This is a genomic window from Pseudomonas sp., assembly GCF_030698175.1.
Taxonomy (GTDB): Bacteria; Pseudomonadota; Gammaproteobacteria; order Pseudomonadales; family Pseudomonadaceae; genus Aquipseudomonas.
In genome coordinates, this window is record NZ_JAUYNT010000026.1 from 38,668 (window position 1) to 54,350 (window position 15,683).

11 protein-coding genes are annotated in these 15,683 nt (G+C 62.7%); 2 read left to right on the top strand and 9 right to left on the bottom strand.

Going from position 1 to position 15,683, the window contains the following annotated elements; translation table 11 throughout:
• Positions 1-11: 11 nt before the first annotated feature.
• The 7 genes from Q8R10_RS13790 to Q8R10_RS13820 form a co-directional block, all read right to left on the bottom strand.
• Positions 12-2,081 carry a bifunctional diguanylate cyclase/phosphodiesterase gene (locus tag Q8R10_RS13790; protein ID WP_305654409.1) on the bottom strand — a complete coding sequence of 690 codons (2,070 nt, stop codon included), beginning with the start codon at positions 2,079-2,081 and terminating at the stop codon, positions 12-14.
• Complete coding sequence (locus tag Q8R10_RS13795; RefSeq protein ID WP_305654410.1) at positions 2,068-3,033, bottom strand: HAMP domain-containing sensor histidine kinase; 966 nt, start codon at positions 3,031-3,033, stop codon at positions 2,068-2,070. Before Q8R10_RS13795 ends, Q8R10_RS13790 begins: the two co-directional genes overlap by 14 nt.
• Positions 3,030-3,575 carry a heme NO-binding domain-containing protein gene (locus tag Q8R10_RS13800; protein WP_305654411.1) on the bottom strand — a complete coding sequence of 182 codons (546 nt, stop codon included), beginning with the start codon at positions 3,573-3,575 and terminating at the stop codon, positions 3,030-3,032. Before Q8R10_RS13800 ends, Q8R10_RS13795 begins: the two co-directional genes overlap by 4 nt.
• A gap of 392 nt (positions 3,576-3,967) precedes the next feature.
• Positions 3,968-4,795 carry a bifunctional 2-polyprenyl-6-hydroxyphenol methylase/3-demethylubiquinol 3-O-methyltransferase UbiG gene (locus Q8R10_RS13805; RefSeq protein ID WP_305654412.1) on the bottom strand — a complete coding sequence of 276 codons (828 nt, stop codon included), beginning with the start codon at positions 4,793-4,795 and terminating at the stop codon, positions 3,968-3,970.
• A 137-nt stretch (positions 4,796-4,932) separates the two neighbouring features.
• Positions 4,933-5,334, bottom strand: a complete 402-nt coding sequence (locus tag Q8R10_RS13810; RefSeq protein ID WP_305654413.1) for an NUDIX domain-containing protein — start codon at positions 5,332-5,334, stop codon at positions 4,933-4,935.
• A gap of 141 nt (positions 5,335-5,475) precedes the next feature.
• Entirely contained in the window at positions 5,476-6,975 is a 1,500-nt protein-coding gene (locus tag Q8R10_RS13815; protein WP_305654414.1) for a multicopper oxidase family protein, read from the bottom strand.
• 110 nt (positions 6,976-7,085) lie between these two features.
• On the bottom strand, positions 7,086-8,429 hold the full coding sequence (locus Q8R10_RS13820) for an MATE family efflux transporter (RefSeq protein ID WP_305654415.1): 1,344 nt from the start codon (positions 8,427-8,429) through the stop codon (positions 7,086-7,088).
• A 344-nt stretch (positions 8,430-8,773) separates the two neighbouring features.
• On the opposite strand from Q8R10_RS13820, the gene Q8R10_RS13825 reads away from it, so the two are divergent.
• Positions 8,774-13,669: an alpha-2-macroglobulin gene (locus Q8R10_RS13825; protein ID WP_305654416.1), complete on the top strand. Its 4,896-nt coding sequence runs from the start codon at positions 8,774-8,776 to the stop codon at positions 13,667-13,669.
• Between the two features lie 365 nt (positions 13,670-14,034).
• Here Q8R10_RS13825 and Q8R10_RS13830 read toward each other — a convergent pair whose 3' ends face one another.
• Positions 14,035-14,328, bottom strand: coding sequence for a hypothetical protein (locus Q8R10_RS13830; protein WP_305654417.1), 294 nt, complete (start codon positions 14,326-14,328; stop codon positions 14,035-14,037).
• A 129-nt stretch (positions 14,329-14,457) separates the two neighbouring features.
• Between Q8R10_RS13830 and Q8R10_RS13835 the strand changes: the two genes are divergently transcribed.
• Positions 14,458-14,955, top strand: coding sequence for a GNAT family N-acetyltransferase (locus Q8R10_RS13835; protein WP_305654418.1), 498 nt, complete (start codon positions 14,458-14,460; stop codon positions 14,953-14,955).
• 106 nt (positions 14,956-15,061) lie between these two features.
• On the opposite strand, the gene Q8R10_RS13840 is transcribed toward Q8R10_RS13835, so the two are convergent.
• Positions 15,062-15,364 (bottom strand): hypothetical protein, encoded by a 303-nt coding sequence (locus tag Q8R10_RS13840; protein WP_305654419.1) that lies wholly within the window; start codon positions 15,362-15,364, stop codon positions 15,062-15,064.
• Between the last annotated feature and the right edge of the window lie 319 nt (positions 15,365-15,683).

The window sequence follows — 15,683 nt, forward strand, 5'->3', positions numbered from 1 at the left end:
CACCCTACGTCCTACCAGCGCGGCTCTCGCGCCAGCAGCGCCTGCGCCGCGCTCGCCGGCAGTGGCTTGGCGAACAGGTAGCCCTGGCCAAAGTGGCAGCCCAGTTCGCGCAGCAGCGCCAGCTGGGTCGGCGTCTCTATGCCTTCGGCCACCACCTTCAGCCCCAGCACCTGGGCCAGGGCGATGATGGTGCGGACTATCTCCAGGCCCTGACGATCCTGATCCATCTTGCCGACGAAAGAGCGATCGACCTTGAGGATGTCGAAGGGGAAGCGGTGCAGGTAACTCAAGGAGGAATAGCCGGTGCCGAAGTCGTCGATGCTCAGCTGGATGTCCAGCTCCTTGAACCGGGCCAACAGCAGATTGGCGTTGTCCGCATCGTTCATGATGGCGCTCTCGGTGATCTCCAGCTTGAGGCTGTGGTGGTTAACGCCCGAGTCCTGCAGGGTGCGGGCGATTTCCTCGAGTAAACCTTTCTGAGCGAACTGTTTGCCCGACAGATTGACGCTCATGCCCAGCTCGGTCTCGGCGGGAAAGCGCTGCTGCCAGTCGCGGATTTGCGCCACGGCCTGGCGTAATACCCAGAGCCCCAGGGGGATGATCAGGCCGGTGCTCTCGGCCAGGGGGATAAACAGCTCGGGCGAGACCATGCCCTGCTGCGGGTGATGCCAGCGGCACAGCGCCTCGAAGCCGGCGATGCGACCGCTGCCCAGATCGACTATGGGCTGGTAGTGGAGTTCAAACTCCTGGTGCTCCAGGGCACGGCGCAAGTCGTGCTCCAGGCGCATGCGCGCCAGCACCCGCACCTGCATGGCGGCGTCGAACATCTGGTAGTCGTTGCCGCCGCGTTCCTTGGCGCGGCCCAGGGCGGTCTCCGCCGCTTGCAGCAGGTCGCCGCCCTGGCACTGGTCGATGACGGCCACGCCCATGCTGGGGGTGACGAAGAACTCCTGCTGCTCGTGGCTCAGGGGTTCGGCGAAGGCGCGCTGCATGCGTTCGGCGACGCGCAGGGCATCCTCCTGCTGCTCCAGGCTGTCGATCAGCACGGCGAATTTCACCCCGCCGAAGTAGGCCAGGGTATCGGAGGGACGGGCCAGTTGTTGCAGGCGCCGGGCCAGGTCGATCAGCAGCAGGTTGCTAATGTGATGGCCGAGGCTCTCGTGGATCAGGTGAAAGCGGTCCGGTTCGATCAGCAACAAGGCGAACCGTGCATCCGGGTGCCGTGCGCGCCGCCTCAGGCAACGCTCCAGGCGGTCGTCGAACAGCACGCGGTTGGGTAGGTTGGTCAGGGCATCCATGGTCTTGCGCTCGGTCAGATCGGTGCAGGAGCCGGCCAGGCGCACGATACGGCCCTGGGCGTCGCGCTTGCCTTGGCCGCGGCAGAGCAGCCAGCAGCAATCCCCGGCCTGGTTATAGACCCGCACCTCGACCTGGAGCTGTGGCGTACGGCCGGCCAGGTGGGCCTTGAACGCCGCTTTCAGCTTGCCCAGATCCGCCGCGTAGACCCGCGCCAGCCAGGTGTCCAGGCGGTCGGCGTGGTCATCCTGGGCATAGCCGAGGATGCTCTTGAGGCGCGGCGAGAAGAAAATGCTGCGGGCTCGCCGGTTCCAGTCCCACACACCGTCGTTGCTGGAGTGGGCAATCAACTGGTAGAACTCGCGGCTTTCCTCGATGGCCTGTTCCGCGCGCCGGAACGCCAGCTGGGTGCGCACCCGCGCCAGGGCCACGGCGAAATCGAAGGGCTTGATCAGGTAGTCGTTGGCGCCGCGGGCCAGGGCGTCGACTATCACCTCGCTCTGGCTGCGGGCGGTGACCATGATGATCGGCAATTCTTGCTGGGAGTAGCGCTGGCGCAGGCGGTCGAGCACTTCCAGGCCATCCATGTCGGGCATCATGATGTCCAGCAGGATCAGCTCGGGCGGCGCGCCAGCGACCAGGTTCAGCGCGTCCTGGCCGCTGGCTGCGAGCAGCACCCGATAGCCGTGGCGCTCCAGGCGGCGGCTGAAGATCTCGCGGTTGGTTTCCTGATCGTCCACCACCAGCAGACACGGCGGCGCGTTGCTCGAGTTAGGCAGGGGCATCGTGATCCTCCTGGAACAGCGGGGTCTGCTGGGCCGCCTGAGTGGTCGTGAGCTCGGCGGGGATGCGCATCAGGAAACAGGAACCCTGGCCCGGCGTACTACTGACGGCGATGGTGCCGCCCAGCAGCTCGCACAGGCCACGGGAGATGGCCAGACCCAGGCCGGTGCCGCCGTATTTGCGGGTGATCGAGCTGTCGCCCTGGCTGAATGGTTGGAATAGCCGGCCCAGCTGCGCCTCATCCATGCCGATACCGCTATCGCTGACTGTGAAGCTTAGCCAGTCTTGCCCGGCGCCGCGTTCGCGGTGAATCTCCAGGCACACCAGGCCGTGCTCGGTGAACTTGCAGGCGTTGCTCAGCAGGTTGTACAGGCACTGACTGAGTTTGAGCCGGTCGCTGTACAGTGGGCCGGCATCCTCGGCCAGGCGCACCTCAAGGCGGTTGCCATTTTGCTCCGCCAGCGGGCTCAGGGTGTCCAGCAGGTTGGCGACCAGCTCGTCGAGTTCGATGGTTTCGTTGTCCAGCTCCATCCTGGCGGCTTCCAGTTTGCTGAAGTCCAGCAGCTCGTTGATCAGGGTTTGCAGGTGCTGGGCGGCGCCGTGGATCTTGCGCTGGTCCTGCATAAGCCGCTCGAGGCCCACATCCTGCAAGTCCTCCAGCAGCATCTCGCTGTAGCTGATCACCGCGTGCAGCGGCGTGCGCAGCTCGTGGCTGACCGTGGCGAGGAACTGGCTCTTGATGCGGCTGGCTTCCAGCGCCTGATCGCGGGCGGCGACCAGCTCCTGGGTGCGTTCGCGCACGCGCTGCTCCAGGGAGGCATTGAGCTGCAGCAGCTGCTGATTGGCCAGGTAGAGTTCCAGGCTCTTGCTTTCCAGCAGGGTCTCGGCGGCCTTGCGCGCGCTGCGTTCGCGCTGCAGTTGGCGCAGCCGAAGGCCATCCTCTAGCTCGCTCATGAGCGGCGGGTGAGGGTGAAGCGGCTACGGTTGGTTGCGCCTGTCTCCAAGTCCTCGCGCCGCAGGTCGATGGCTTCGCCGTAGTGCTCAATGCAACCCAGGATCAGCCCTTCGGCCAGATCGGCGAAGGGCCGCCGCGACTGGTAGAGCATCACCAGATCGTCCGGCCCCTGACGCTCATAGGTGAAGGACGGCAGTTCGGCATCCGGGTAGAGCTTGCGCACCTCCACATGGATGTAGCGCTCGATGCTGCGCAGGAAGGCGAAGGCCGAGTCGACGCCCTCGAACAATCTCGGGTAGCCCAGAGCGAAACGGCCGAACAAGTGCTGACCGAAGGCCTTGATCAGATCCGGGACGGGCACTTGGGTCGCTGCGCTCAAGGCTGTCACCAGTTGCACCAGCTCTTGGTGATCGTAGGTGCCGACCGCGGTATAGGCACCGTCGTTGGCCAGCTGCGCCTGGCCGATGATGCGGTCGACGGTCTGCAGGCCGAAGCGGGTTTCGACCATTTCCAGAAACTCGGTGAAGACCATGCCTTTCATTTGTTGCTCCTTACTCGGGCCGACACCTGATGCGTCCCCTAGGCCGGCGGCCGTGGTCGCCCGCGTCGTCTGTTCACTATAGAACGCCTCGGGGGGGCGGCAAGGCGCGGGTCTGGCTTTCCGTCCGCCGGCTGGCGCGACCTATGCAGGCCGTGGAACCGACGAGGTTTGCTGGTCAGCCCGGCACCGCGTAACCACGGGCCATCAATCACCGGGATGATCAGTAGCAGCAATAGCTCCAGGCGGATGCAGTGGATCACCCGCTCGTCCTATCGATTAAGTTGAGGCATGTCGAGTCAAAGTGTTTCCGGTCAGATAAAAAAACCGACTTCGCGTCGGTTTTTTTATGCGCGGAGCGCCGCAATAGCGTCGTTGCTTTCATCAGTCAGTCATTACAGGGCGCGTTTGCTTGCCTGCAACGTGTAGCTGAGCGGCAGGCGCCAGCGGTCACGGTCAAGACGCCATTCGCCGTCAGCGGCGCGGCTCATCTGGCCTGGCAGTGCTTCCCAGGGGAGGCTGTCATGTTCTACCAGGCCGGTGATCTGCATGCCGTGCGCGAGCAGGGCGGTGATGATCTCGCCCATACCATGATTCCATTCGTGGGTGAGCGTGGCTTTTAGCGCAACCTCGGTATCCACATAGCTACAGTCGTCGTCGCCGACCAGGGGCGCTTCCCGCTCGAAGTAGGGGTATTCAATCACCAGCTCATCCTGGCGGTCTTCGTTGAGCGAAAACAGGACTGGGTGCCCTTCGCGGATAAACAGTCGCCCGCCGGGCTTCAGCAGGCTGGCGACAGTGCTGGCCCAGCGATCAATGTTGGGCAGCCAGCACAGGGCACCTATTCCGGTGTAGACCAAGTCAAATGACTCGCGGGGCAGCACCTCGGCAGCGGCGTACAGATCGGCTTCGACAAAATTTAGGTTGGCGCCAGTGCGCCGGGCGAGTGAGCGCGCTTGGGTGATCGAGGCCGAGGAGAAGTCCAGTCCGGTCATGTCCGCGCCCAAGCGCGCCAACGACAGAGTGTCGGTACCTATGTGGCACTGCAGATGGACGCCCCGCATACCAGCGATGTCGCCGAGCAGCGCGCAATCAAAACGCACCACCTGGGAAAGGTGCGTGGGGTTGTCCACGAAGGCTTGCGTGGCATATCCCGGCGATGCCGCGTGCAACGGTGCGCGCTCGTCCCAATTGGCTTTGTTCAGCGTTATGTAGTCACTCATGATCAAGCGTCCTTCCCTGTCTGCTGGCATGTCGAGCGCGGCAAATTGTAGCCTCGATGTTGGTCAGCCAGGTAGAGCGAACGTTAATAGTGTCTGACCCCTTAACGCTAAGACCCACTAGAGATGCTATGAGTGCTCTAACGGAGGTCCAAGTAGATCGGCATCACATGATTCAGCGTCAACGGTGCCAACCGCAGTTGCGCATAGCTATGGCGATCGACCCAAACTGCCTCCTCTATCTCAGAGGCGGCATTGACCTGGACACTTATGGCAATTCGAAACAACTCACAGCGCACCTCGAAGCCAGGCTCGTTAGCAGCCGGAGCACTAAACACGCCTAAAAAATGCGCCAGGGCAGTATCGATTTGTATCCCCAGTTCTTCATCTAGCTCGCGGGCCAAGGCATTCACCGCCAGTTCGCCGGGTTCGATCTTGCCCCCTGGTTGCATAAAAGCCGTAGTGTTGCGTTTGCGTACTAAGAGGGTCTTGCCGTCAGATCCGATCAGTAGGGCGGCTGCGATGTGGATTGATTGAGTCATTGGTAAGCCTTAGCTGATGAAAAGGGCTGTGTAAAATCTTCAGAGTAAACCAGGATTGGCGCTTTAATCCTAAGTCGCGCGACGTTGTGATCCGAGCCGGATCGACTACGTTTGCCGTGTTTCACCCGCCCCACGCTGCATTCAAACCACCTCAAGGGTGGCCATCATCCCTTGGTTCTCATGCTCGAGAATATGGCAGTGAACCATCCGCAGGCCCTTGAACGGTTGGGCCATTTTTACGCGAATGACTTCCTTGGGGCGCAGGTTTAGCGTGTCTTTCCAGGCCCGGTAGGGCGCCGGGGTTTTCACGCCGTTGAGTTCATGTTCGATGACTTGAAACTGGCAGCCGTGGATGTGGAAGGGGTGGTCCATGTGTGAGTCGTTGCTGATCTCCCACAGTTCAACCTCGCCAAGTTTGCTGGTGAGGTCGACGCGTTGCATGTCGAAGGCTTTGCCGTTGACCAGAAAATCCATCTGGTGCTGGCCGTTGTCCATGCGCATGGTCTCGCTGAAGGTCACGCGCTGCTGAGCCGTGGCTGGGCCGAGTTCGGGGATGGCCCGTAGTCGGGCCGGCAGCTTGGCGGGTTGGCCGCTGGCCAGGCTAACTTGCGCCAGGCTGATCAGGCTTTCGGCGGCCACGCTGCCCATCTTGTTGCGGTCATAGATGGCGGCTGTCAGCGCAACTTGGCCGTCTTGGGCGCTCGGTTGGACGATCAGCTCGATGCGTTCGGCCGGGGCGAGCAGAATTTCCTGCAACTCTTGTGGCTGCTCGATCAGGCCGCCATCGGTGCCGACCAGGCTAAAACGCTGGCTGCCCAGATTAAGCTTCAGGTAGCGGGCGCTACAGGCATTCCAGATGCGCCAGCGCTCCGGGCCGTTGAGTTGAATGTTCGGCTGATGCTGGCCGTTGATCAGTACAAATTGGCCTTCACGGCCGTTCATCCAGTCGTTGCTGTCATTCTCGGCGATGCTGCCATCGGCATTCAGCTTTAGATCGGAAATCAGCAGGTGCCGCTCGGCAATGTCAGCCAGCGGATCATCGGCGGCGCGCACGATAAAAGCGCCGGCCAGGCCGCGAAACACCTGCTCGGCGGTATGGCCATGGGGGTGTGGGTGATACCAATAAGTGCCGGCGCTGCCCTTGGGCAGGTTGAAGCTGTAGGTGCGCTCGCCACCCGGTGGCACCGGGTCGTGGGGGTTGCCGTCTTGCTCTGGCGGCACCGGCAGGCCGTGCCAGTGAATAGTGCTCGGTTGGCTGAGCTGGTTGATAAAGCGGATCTGCACCCGGTCGCCTTCGCGCACCTCGATCAACGGGCCAGGCAGGCTGCCGTTGTAGGCCCAGAAGCTGGTTGGCTGGCCGGCCAGCAGTTCGATCTGGGTCGGCGCGGCAATCAACTCGCCTTTGAATTCACCGGGCAGCTTGCTGCGGTTGGCCAACGTGGGCAGCTCGCGCAAGGTCGCGCCACGGGGCAGCGCATCTAAGGCGGCCAGCGTTGGCGCGGCGGGCATGCTGTGATCCATGCCCGGCATGTCGCCCATTGAGGCCATGTCATGCTCCATGCTGGCGGCGCGTAACCAACCGGGCAGCAGCGCCAGGCCGCCGACGCCGAGGGCATGAGTGAGGAAGGTGCGACGTATCATCGATATTCTCCAAGGCGAGCGGCGGGCGTTTAGGGTCATGCTTGCCATTGTGGCAAGGTCAAGCGGACGAGGATGTGACGGCACTCGCTGGGTGACGGTGCAGGCAATCCTCAGCGAGCTGTCAGCCAGGCCCCCGCACGGGTCAAGCGCCAGGCAAAAGCGGCTAGGGTCAGGCTGCGCAGCAGCATAAAAGCCAGCAGCGCCAGCCACAGGCCGTGGTTGCCATAGCCCTGCAGCGCCCAGGCCAAGGGTAAGCTCAAGCCCACGGCCAACAGCATGGCGTCGCGCATTTCGCGGGCGCGGGTGGCGCCGATAAACAAGCCGTCGAGCAGGTAGCTCCACACTGACAGCAACGGCAGCGCGGCCAGATAGGGCACATAGCTATAGGCCACGGCGCGCACGCTGGCGATGTCGCTTTGCAGATTAATAAACAGCTGTCCGCCCAGCAGCAGCGCCAGGGCAAACACCAGACTCAGCAATACCGACCAACCGCCGGCGACCACCAGGGTGCGTTTTAGTGCCAGGCCGTCGCGGGCGCCGATGGCGTGACCGCACAACGCCTCGACGGCATTGGCCAAACCGTCCAGGGCAAAGGCGCTGAGCATCAGGCCGTTGATCAGCAAGGCATTGGCGGCCACGGTACTGGTGCCCAGGCGCGTGCCTTGTACGGTGATTAAAAAGAACACCAGGTGCAGCGCCAGGGTGCGGATTAAAATGTCCCGATTCAGCGCCAGCAGCGGCCGCCAGTTCAACCAGTGGCGCAAGGCGCGCCAGTTGGCCTGGCCGGGAAACTGCCGCAACGCCCGGCGAGTCAGCCAGAGCCCGAGCAGCAGACCGCTGTATTCGGCAACTACCGCGGCTTGCGCGGCGCCGGTCACGCCCCACTCGAAGCCGAGCACAAAGACTAGCGCCAGTAGCGCGTTCAGCAGGTTGGTCGCTAGCATGATCAGCAGTGGCGCCCGCGCATTCTGGGTGCCCAGCAGCCAGCCGATCAGGGCGTAATTGGCCAGCGCCGCCGGCAGGCCCAGCATGCGGATGTAGAAATAGCTGCGGGTTAGTTCATCCAGTTGCGCCGAGGGCTGCATCAAGCTCAGCGCCAGGTCGCTGAACGGCAGGCTCAATAGCCCGAGTAGCAGGGCCCAGCCGAGGGCCAGCAGCAGCCCTTGCAGCAGGGTTTGCCGCAGCTGCGCGCCGTCACCGCGCCCGCAGGCTTGGGCGCTAAAGCCGCTGGTGCCCATCCGTAAAAAGCCCATTAGGCCGACCAGCAAGCCATACAAACTGCCACCAATCGCCACCGCCGCCAATTGTTGGGCTTCGGGCAAATGGCCGACCACGGCACTGTCCACCAGGGTCACCAGCGGCACAGATAAATTGCACAGCAACATCGGCGCGGCCAGCGCCCAGACCCGTTGATGGGTGGGGCGGTGCTGCCAGGCATCGGGTAACCAGGACATACAAAACTCCAGAACAGCGCAGCACTATACAGGCCAGGTGAAAACTACTGCGCGCGGTTATGCGGCCGGCATAAGTCATCTTGGATGATGCAGATAAACACCAATAGACCTGAGAACAGGGCTTTTGTAGGAGGGGCTTTAGCCGCGATGGGGCCTGCGCTTTATACGCCGCGCGGATCGGTCGGCGGCTTGATTGCGCGGGTCGCGGCTAAAGCCCCTCCTACCGGGTGTGCGCGCAACCAGCGGTCTGTGCGCGAGTCGCGGTTTGCCCATGGGCGACTGCCAGATCACCGCGCGCCTCGGCTATAGTGTTGGCCCACCGTCCCCCTCTGTGAGATGCCGCAATGGCGAAGAATGGATTGCTTCTGGCTCTGCTGTTGAGCCTGCTCAGTGCTTGTGATTCCTCCACCCCCGAGCAGGCGGCCGCGCCCGCAGTGCAAACGGCGCCGGTCAGCCCGCAGCAGGATCTCGGCGCCCTGGCCCAGCGCTACGCCGGCAAACCGCTGGAGGTGGTGGATGTGTCCGAGGTGCAGCTGGATGGCGCCAGCGCGCTGTCGGTAACCTTCGGCGTGCCGCTCGATCCCGAGCAGGATTTCGCCAGCAAGCTGCATCTGGTCGACAGCAAAAATGGCAAGGTCGATGGCGCCTGGGAGCTGGCGGATAACCTGATGGAGCTGCGCCTGCGCCATCTGGAGCCGCAGCGCAAACTGGTGCTGACGGTGGATGCCGGCTTGCGTGGGGTGAATGCCGCAAGCCTGGCCAAAGAACACATCAGCCAGCTGGAAACCCGTGACCTGCAAGCCAGCGTCGGTTTCGCCAGTCGCGGCTCGCTGCTGCCGACTCGCTTGGCCGAAGGCCTGCCGGTGATCGCCCTGAATGTCGACAAGGTCAACGTCGAGTTCTTCCGCATCAAGCCGCAGGCCTTGCCGGCTTTTCTCAGCCAGTGGGAGCGGCGCACCAGCCTGGAATACTACGTGGCCGATGAATTGCTGCCGATGGCCGATCTGGTTTACGGCGGCCGTTTCGATCTGAACCCGGCGCGCAACACCCGCGAAACCCTGCTGTTGCCGATCACCGGCCTGGAACCTTTTAAGCAACCCGGCGTGTACCTGGCGGTGATGCGCCAGGCCGGCAGCTACAACTACTCGACCCCGGCGACGCTGTTCACCCTGAGCGACATCGGCCTGTCGGCGCACCGCTATCAGCAGCGTCTGGATGTGTTTACCCAGGCGCTGGAAGGCGGCAAAGCCCTGGCCAAGGTGCAGTTGCAACTGCTCGACGGCGAAGGCCGGTTGTTGGTTGAGGGTCAGACCGATGGCGCCGGGCATGCCGAGTTGGCGTTGCCGGCCAAGGCCGAAGTGCTGCTGGCCCAGCAGGGCGCGCAAACCAGCTTGCTGCGTTTGAATGGCGCGGCGCTGGATCTGGCCGAATTCGATATCGCCGGGCCGCAGTCGCAGCCCCAGCAGTTTTTTGTGTTTGGCCCCCGTGACCTCTATCGCCCCGGTGAAACCGTATTGCTCAACGCCTTGCTGCGCGATGCCGATGGCCACGCGGTGAAGAACCAGCCGGTCAACGTCGAGGTGCGCCGCCCGGATGAGCAAGTCAGTCGCAAGTTCGTCTGGCAGGCTGGCGACAGCGGGCTCTATCAGTACCAGTTGGCGATCGCCAGCGAAGCGCCCACCGGCCGCTGGCAGTTGATCTTTGACCTGGGCAATGGCAAGCCGCAGCTGTACGAGTTTCAGGTCGAAGACTTCTTGCCCGAGCGCCTGGCGCTGGAGCTAAAAGGCCGCGATACACCTTTTAGCCCAGCAGAGAGCGCCGAGTTTGAGGTCAAGGGTCGTTACCTCTACGGCGCTCCGGCGGCCGGCAATCGCCTCAGCGGCCAGCTCTATGTGCGGCCGTTGCGCGAGGCGGTGGCCAGCTTGCCGGGCTATCAGTTTGGCTCCATCAGTGAAGAGGAGTTGAGCCAGGACCTGGATCTGGATGAGACCGTGCTGGACGCCGAGGGTCAGGCCAGGCTGAACATCGAAAGCAAGTGGGGCGAGGTCAAATCGCCGCTCAAACTGATAGTCCAGGCCAGCTTGCAAGAGTCCGGCGGCCGACCGATCACCCGGCGTATCGTCCAGCCGGTGTGGCCGGCGGCGCAATTGCCGGGGCTTCGCGCCTTGTTTGATGGGGAGGAAATTGACAGCAACGGCCTGGCCGAATTCGAGCTGCTGCTGGCCGATCCGCAAGGCAATAAATTGGCCGCCGAGCAATTAAAAGTCCGGCTGATTCGCGAGCGTCGCGACTACTACTGGAACTTCTCCAGCAACGATGGCTGGAGCTATCACTTCAACGAGAAGTACCTGAATCTCAGCGAAGAAAACGTCCAGATCACCAAGGGCGGCACCACCAAAATCAGCTTCCCGGTGGAGTGGGGCCCGTACCGAGTCGAGGTGGAAGACCCGACTACCGGGATGATCAGCAGCCTGCGCTTCTGGGCCGGCTACAGCTGGCAGGACAACACCGAAGGCGGCGCGGTGCGGCCCGATCAAATCAAGTTGGCGCTGGATAAACCGGCTTATGCCAATGGTGACACCGCCACAGTAACGGTCACGCCGCCGGCTGCCGGCAGCGGTTATTTGCTGGTGGAGTCGGCCGACGGCCCGCTCTGGTGGCAAGAAATTACGGTGCCGGCCGAGGGCAAAAGCTTCGAGATTCCCATCGCCAAAGACTGGGCGCGGCATGACCTGTATGTCAGCGCCCTGGTGATTCGTCCCGGCGAGCGCAAGGCCAATGTCACCCCGAAACGGGCGGTGGGTCTGCTGCATCTGCCGCTGGATCGCGCGCCGCACAAGCTGGCACTGAACCTGAGTGCGGCAGAGAAAATCCGCCCCAATCAGCCGCTGACGGTCAAGGTCAAAGCCCTGAACGCCGACGGCTCCACGCCTAAGCAGGTGCAGGTGCTGCTGGCGGCGGTGGACGTGGGGATTTTGAATATCACCGAGTACGCCACCCCCGATCCGTTTGCAGCGTTCTTTGGCCGCAAGGCCTATGGCGCCGATCAGCTGGATGTTTATGGGCAGCTGATTGAGGCCGGTACCGGGCGTATGGCCAAGCTGGCCTTCGGTGGTGACGCGGCGCTGGCTGGGGGCGGCAAGCGGCCGGACACCAGCGTGCTGATAGTCGCACTGCAGAGCGCGCCGCTGAGTTTGAACGAGCAGGGCGAGGGCGAACTGAGCCTGAATATCCCCGACTTTAACGGCGAGCTGCGGTTGATGGCGCAAGCCTGGAGCGACGACAGTTACGGCATGGCCGAGGGCAAGACGGTGGTCGCTGCGCCCCTGGTGGTTGAGCTGTCGGCGCCGCGCTTTTTGGCCGGTGGCGACGAGACCAGCCTGGCCCTGGATGTCAGCAACCTGTCGGGTCGCGAGCAGCGCCTCGATGTGCAGCTCACGGCCGAAGGCCAGCTGAGCCTGGCGCAAGCGTCGGGCGAGCAGATGGCGCCGCTGCTGTTGGCGCAAGGGCAACGCAGCACATTGAAAATCCCGGTGCGCGCTTTAGGTGGCTATGGGCAGGGCAAACTCAAGGTTCGCGTTAATGGCCTGGAGTTGCCAGGCGAGAACCTGCCGCCGCTCAGCCGGGAATGGACCATCGGCGTGCGTCCGGCTTATCCCGCCAAGGTGCAGAGCTTCCGCTCGGTGCTCAAGGGCGATAGTTGGAGTTTGCCGGCGGGCACTCTCGATCAATTCGAGGTGGCCGGCCGTGAAGCCTTGCTGGCGCTGTCGAGCAAACCGCCGCTGAACCTGGCCGAGCAGATTCGCGCGCTTAAGGCCTATCCCTACGGCTGCCTGGAGCAGACCACCAGCGGCCTGTACCCCTCGCTGTATGCCGATGCCGCCAGCCTCAAGCGTTTAGGCATCGAGGGCGAGCCGGCAGACGAGCGACGCAAGTCGATTGAATTGGGCATCGAACGGCTGCTGAGCATGCAACGCTACAACGGCAGCTTTGGCCTGTGGGGCGCCGACGGCGATGAGGAATACTGGCTGACCGCCTACGTCACCGACTTCCTGTTGCGCGCCCGCGAGCAGGGTTTTGGCGTGCCGGCCGAGGCGCTGAAAAAGGCCAATGAGCGGCTGCTGCGTTACCTGCAAGAGCGCAACCTGATCGACGACGCCTACAGCAGCAACGCCGAGCAAACTCGCTTCGCGGTGCAGGCTTACGCCGGTTATGTGCTGGCCCGCAGCCAACAGGCGCCACTCGGTGCCTTGCGCAGTTTGTATGAGCGCCGTAGCGATGCCCGCTCCGGCTTGCCCCTGGTGCAGTTGGCGGTGGCCCTGCAGAAAATGGGCGACCAGCCACGAGCCGACGATGCCTTGAATGCCGGCTTGGCGGTTAAACGTGACGACGATCAGTGGTATCACGACTACGGCAGCGTGCTGCGCGATGAGGCGTTGATTCTGGCCTTGCTGCAAGAGCATGACTTACTGCCGCAGCGCCGTGATGAACGGCTGTTCCGCCTCAGTGATGAGCTGGCCAGCCGGCCATACTTGTCGACCCAGGAGCGCAATGCGCTGTTCCTGGCCGGACGCGGTTTGCTGCTGAAACCCGAGAGCGACTGGCGCGCCGAACTGTCGCTGGCCGGCACTGTTCGCCCACTGAGTCACGCAGACAGTGGCATCAAACTGGATGACGCCGCCTTGGTCGAACCGCTCACCCTGCGCAACCTGGGCGACGACAGTCTGTTCCAGCAACTGACCATCTCCGGTTACCCGGTTCAGGCGCCGGCGGTGGGTGGTGAGAACCTCAGCATCAGCCGCGAGTACCTGGGCATGGATGGTAAACCGTTGGACGTGCTGGGCTTGGTCAGTGGCGACCTAGTACTGGTGCATCTGGCCGTGCAAGCCAAACAACGGGTGCCGGATGCCTTGGTGATCGACCTGCTGCCGGCCGGCCTGGAGCTGGAAAACCAGAACCTGGGCGACAGCGCCGCGAGCCTGGAAGATGCCAGCAGCGAGGTCAAAGAGTGGCAGAAAGCGATGCAAAACAGCGCGCCCAAGCATCAGGAGTTCCGCGCCGATCGCTACGTTGCCGCCGTCGATGTGCCGGGTGAAGGCACCACTCATCTGCTCTACCTGGCCCGTGCGGTAACGCCTGGCAGCTACCGGGTACCGCCACCGCAAGTGGAGTCGATGTACCGGCCCAACTGGCAAGCGGTTGGCGCGGCGCCCGAGCAACTGCGGGTTAAGGGTCGTTAAGCAACGACCGTGAGGGCAAATTCGTAGCGCTGCTGCGGATTTGCCGGCGACTTAAATTAGGCTATGTCCCAGTTACGTGTTGCAAGGGAGCTAACCTTTCGCGATAGGGAATTAGCCTTGATACTTGTGCTGCCTGCACCGACCAATCGCGGATAAATCCGCTCCTACAGGGAGGTGATCGATGACGTTATTGCAGGTGCCGGGCTTGTGTAGGAGCGGCTTTTGTAACAAAGGGCACCGCGAAGCAAGCGCGAGCACGCTGATAATCCTGCAGGGCCAAAACTGTTCTTTTTCGCGGACTTATCTGAGTCACAAACCTGAGGTCACGGGATTTGTGCTTTGCAACACGTAACTGGGACATAGCCTTAGAGGATCAGCAGACTCAGCAGCCATAGCCCCAACAACAACCACAGGCTGCCGACAATAAAGCTGCGGCGGATAAAGGCGCGCACGGCGCTATACAGAAAAAACAGGCCGAGCAGCAGCGCGGCGATGCTGAGCAGGGAGGGGGTGATGCCCAGCGCGCGGGACAGCCCGCCAATAAACTCGGCACCGGCCGAACCCAGTAGCTCAAGCACACCGCGCAAGCTGTCGACTATCCAGCGAATGAGGGTGCCGATAGCCTGACCGAGGCTGTCGAAAAAACCGGTTAGCAGCATCTGGTGGTCCTGTAGGGGAGGGCGTGGTGGCGAGGATCGTCTGGCGCTGCCAATGCGCTGGGTTAGTGTAACGATTTGTCGGTGCGCAGTTGGGCGACGATTTCAGCGGGCTTTTTTACGGAGCGCTCTATGGCTTGGCAACACCGCGCGGCAACTGCCGCCGATCTTGAACAGATAGTTGCAATCTACAACTCCACCATCGCCTCGCGGCAAGTGACTGCCGACCTTGAGCCGGTGAGTGTCGCCAGTCGGCAGCAGTGGTTCGCCGAGCATCAGGGCGCGCGACCCTTGTGGGTGGTTGAACAGGGCGGACAGTTGCTTGGCTGGCTGAGTTTCTCCTCGTTTTACGGGCGCCCGGCTTATGCGCGCACGGCCGAAATCAGCATCTATCTGGCCGCCAGCGCGCGGGGTCTGGGGCTGGGTCGCTACCTGCTCGAACAGGCGATTGCCGCAGCGCCGGCGCTCGGGCTGGATACCTTGCTGGGGTTTATCTTCGCCCACAACGAGGCCAGCGTGGCTCTGTTTGAGCGCTTGGGTTTTCAGCGTTGGGGGCATTTGCCTCGGGTGGCGGTGCTCGATGGGGTCGAGTGCGATGTGCTGATCTTCGGGCGGCGAGTTGCGGCTTGAGCTAATGGCAGGTGTTTTTGTTGGGGCGCCTGTGTGTGGGGCGCATTCGCCGTTTATGGCGCGGACTGCAAGGTCATTGCGACGTTGCAGTCCGGCGCGCTGGCAATCAGCGATTGCCAAGCAGCTCGGTGATGTTGATCAGTATGGACTGACCGACCGACACATAACCGGGCTCTCGCGTGGGCGAGTCGAACTCGGCGTTGGCCAGTTGCAGTTCTTCTAGCTGACAGGCCTCGAGGGCTGCGGGTAATAGCACGGTTGCCGCGCCCAGGGCATTGGCCTCGACGTTGTTGGCGTGGTCGATCGCGCTTTGCGTATCGGCAAAATTCGCGGCGCAATGGTTGGCCAGTGCTGGGCCGGCCAGTAGCAGCGCGAGGGTTGTCCAGGCAGCAATTGAATACTTGTTCATGACTAAATCTCCCGGGCTTGTCACGCTAGTTAGTGCTTGCGCAGAGGGCGTAGGCGGTAATGGAGAACGTTGTATTGCCACCGCCAGATCGGGTTACCGTCGCTGTCCAGCTCATCACTGGCGGGTTCGTCAGCGGTTCGAATAGCGGATAGCTTTGTACAATCTGCGAGCTGCCGTTGATATTGCTTACGCCCCCGCCGATGACTTTCTTGCTTGCGCCGCAGGACGCAGTGCAGGTCAGGGTGCTGACCCCTGTACCGCTGGTGCAGGTGGTGGATTGGCGTTCCAGCGCGGTCAAACCTGTCGCGCCTTGTTCACC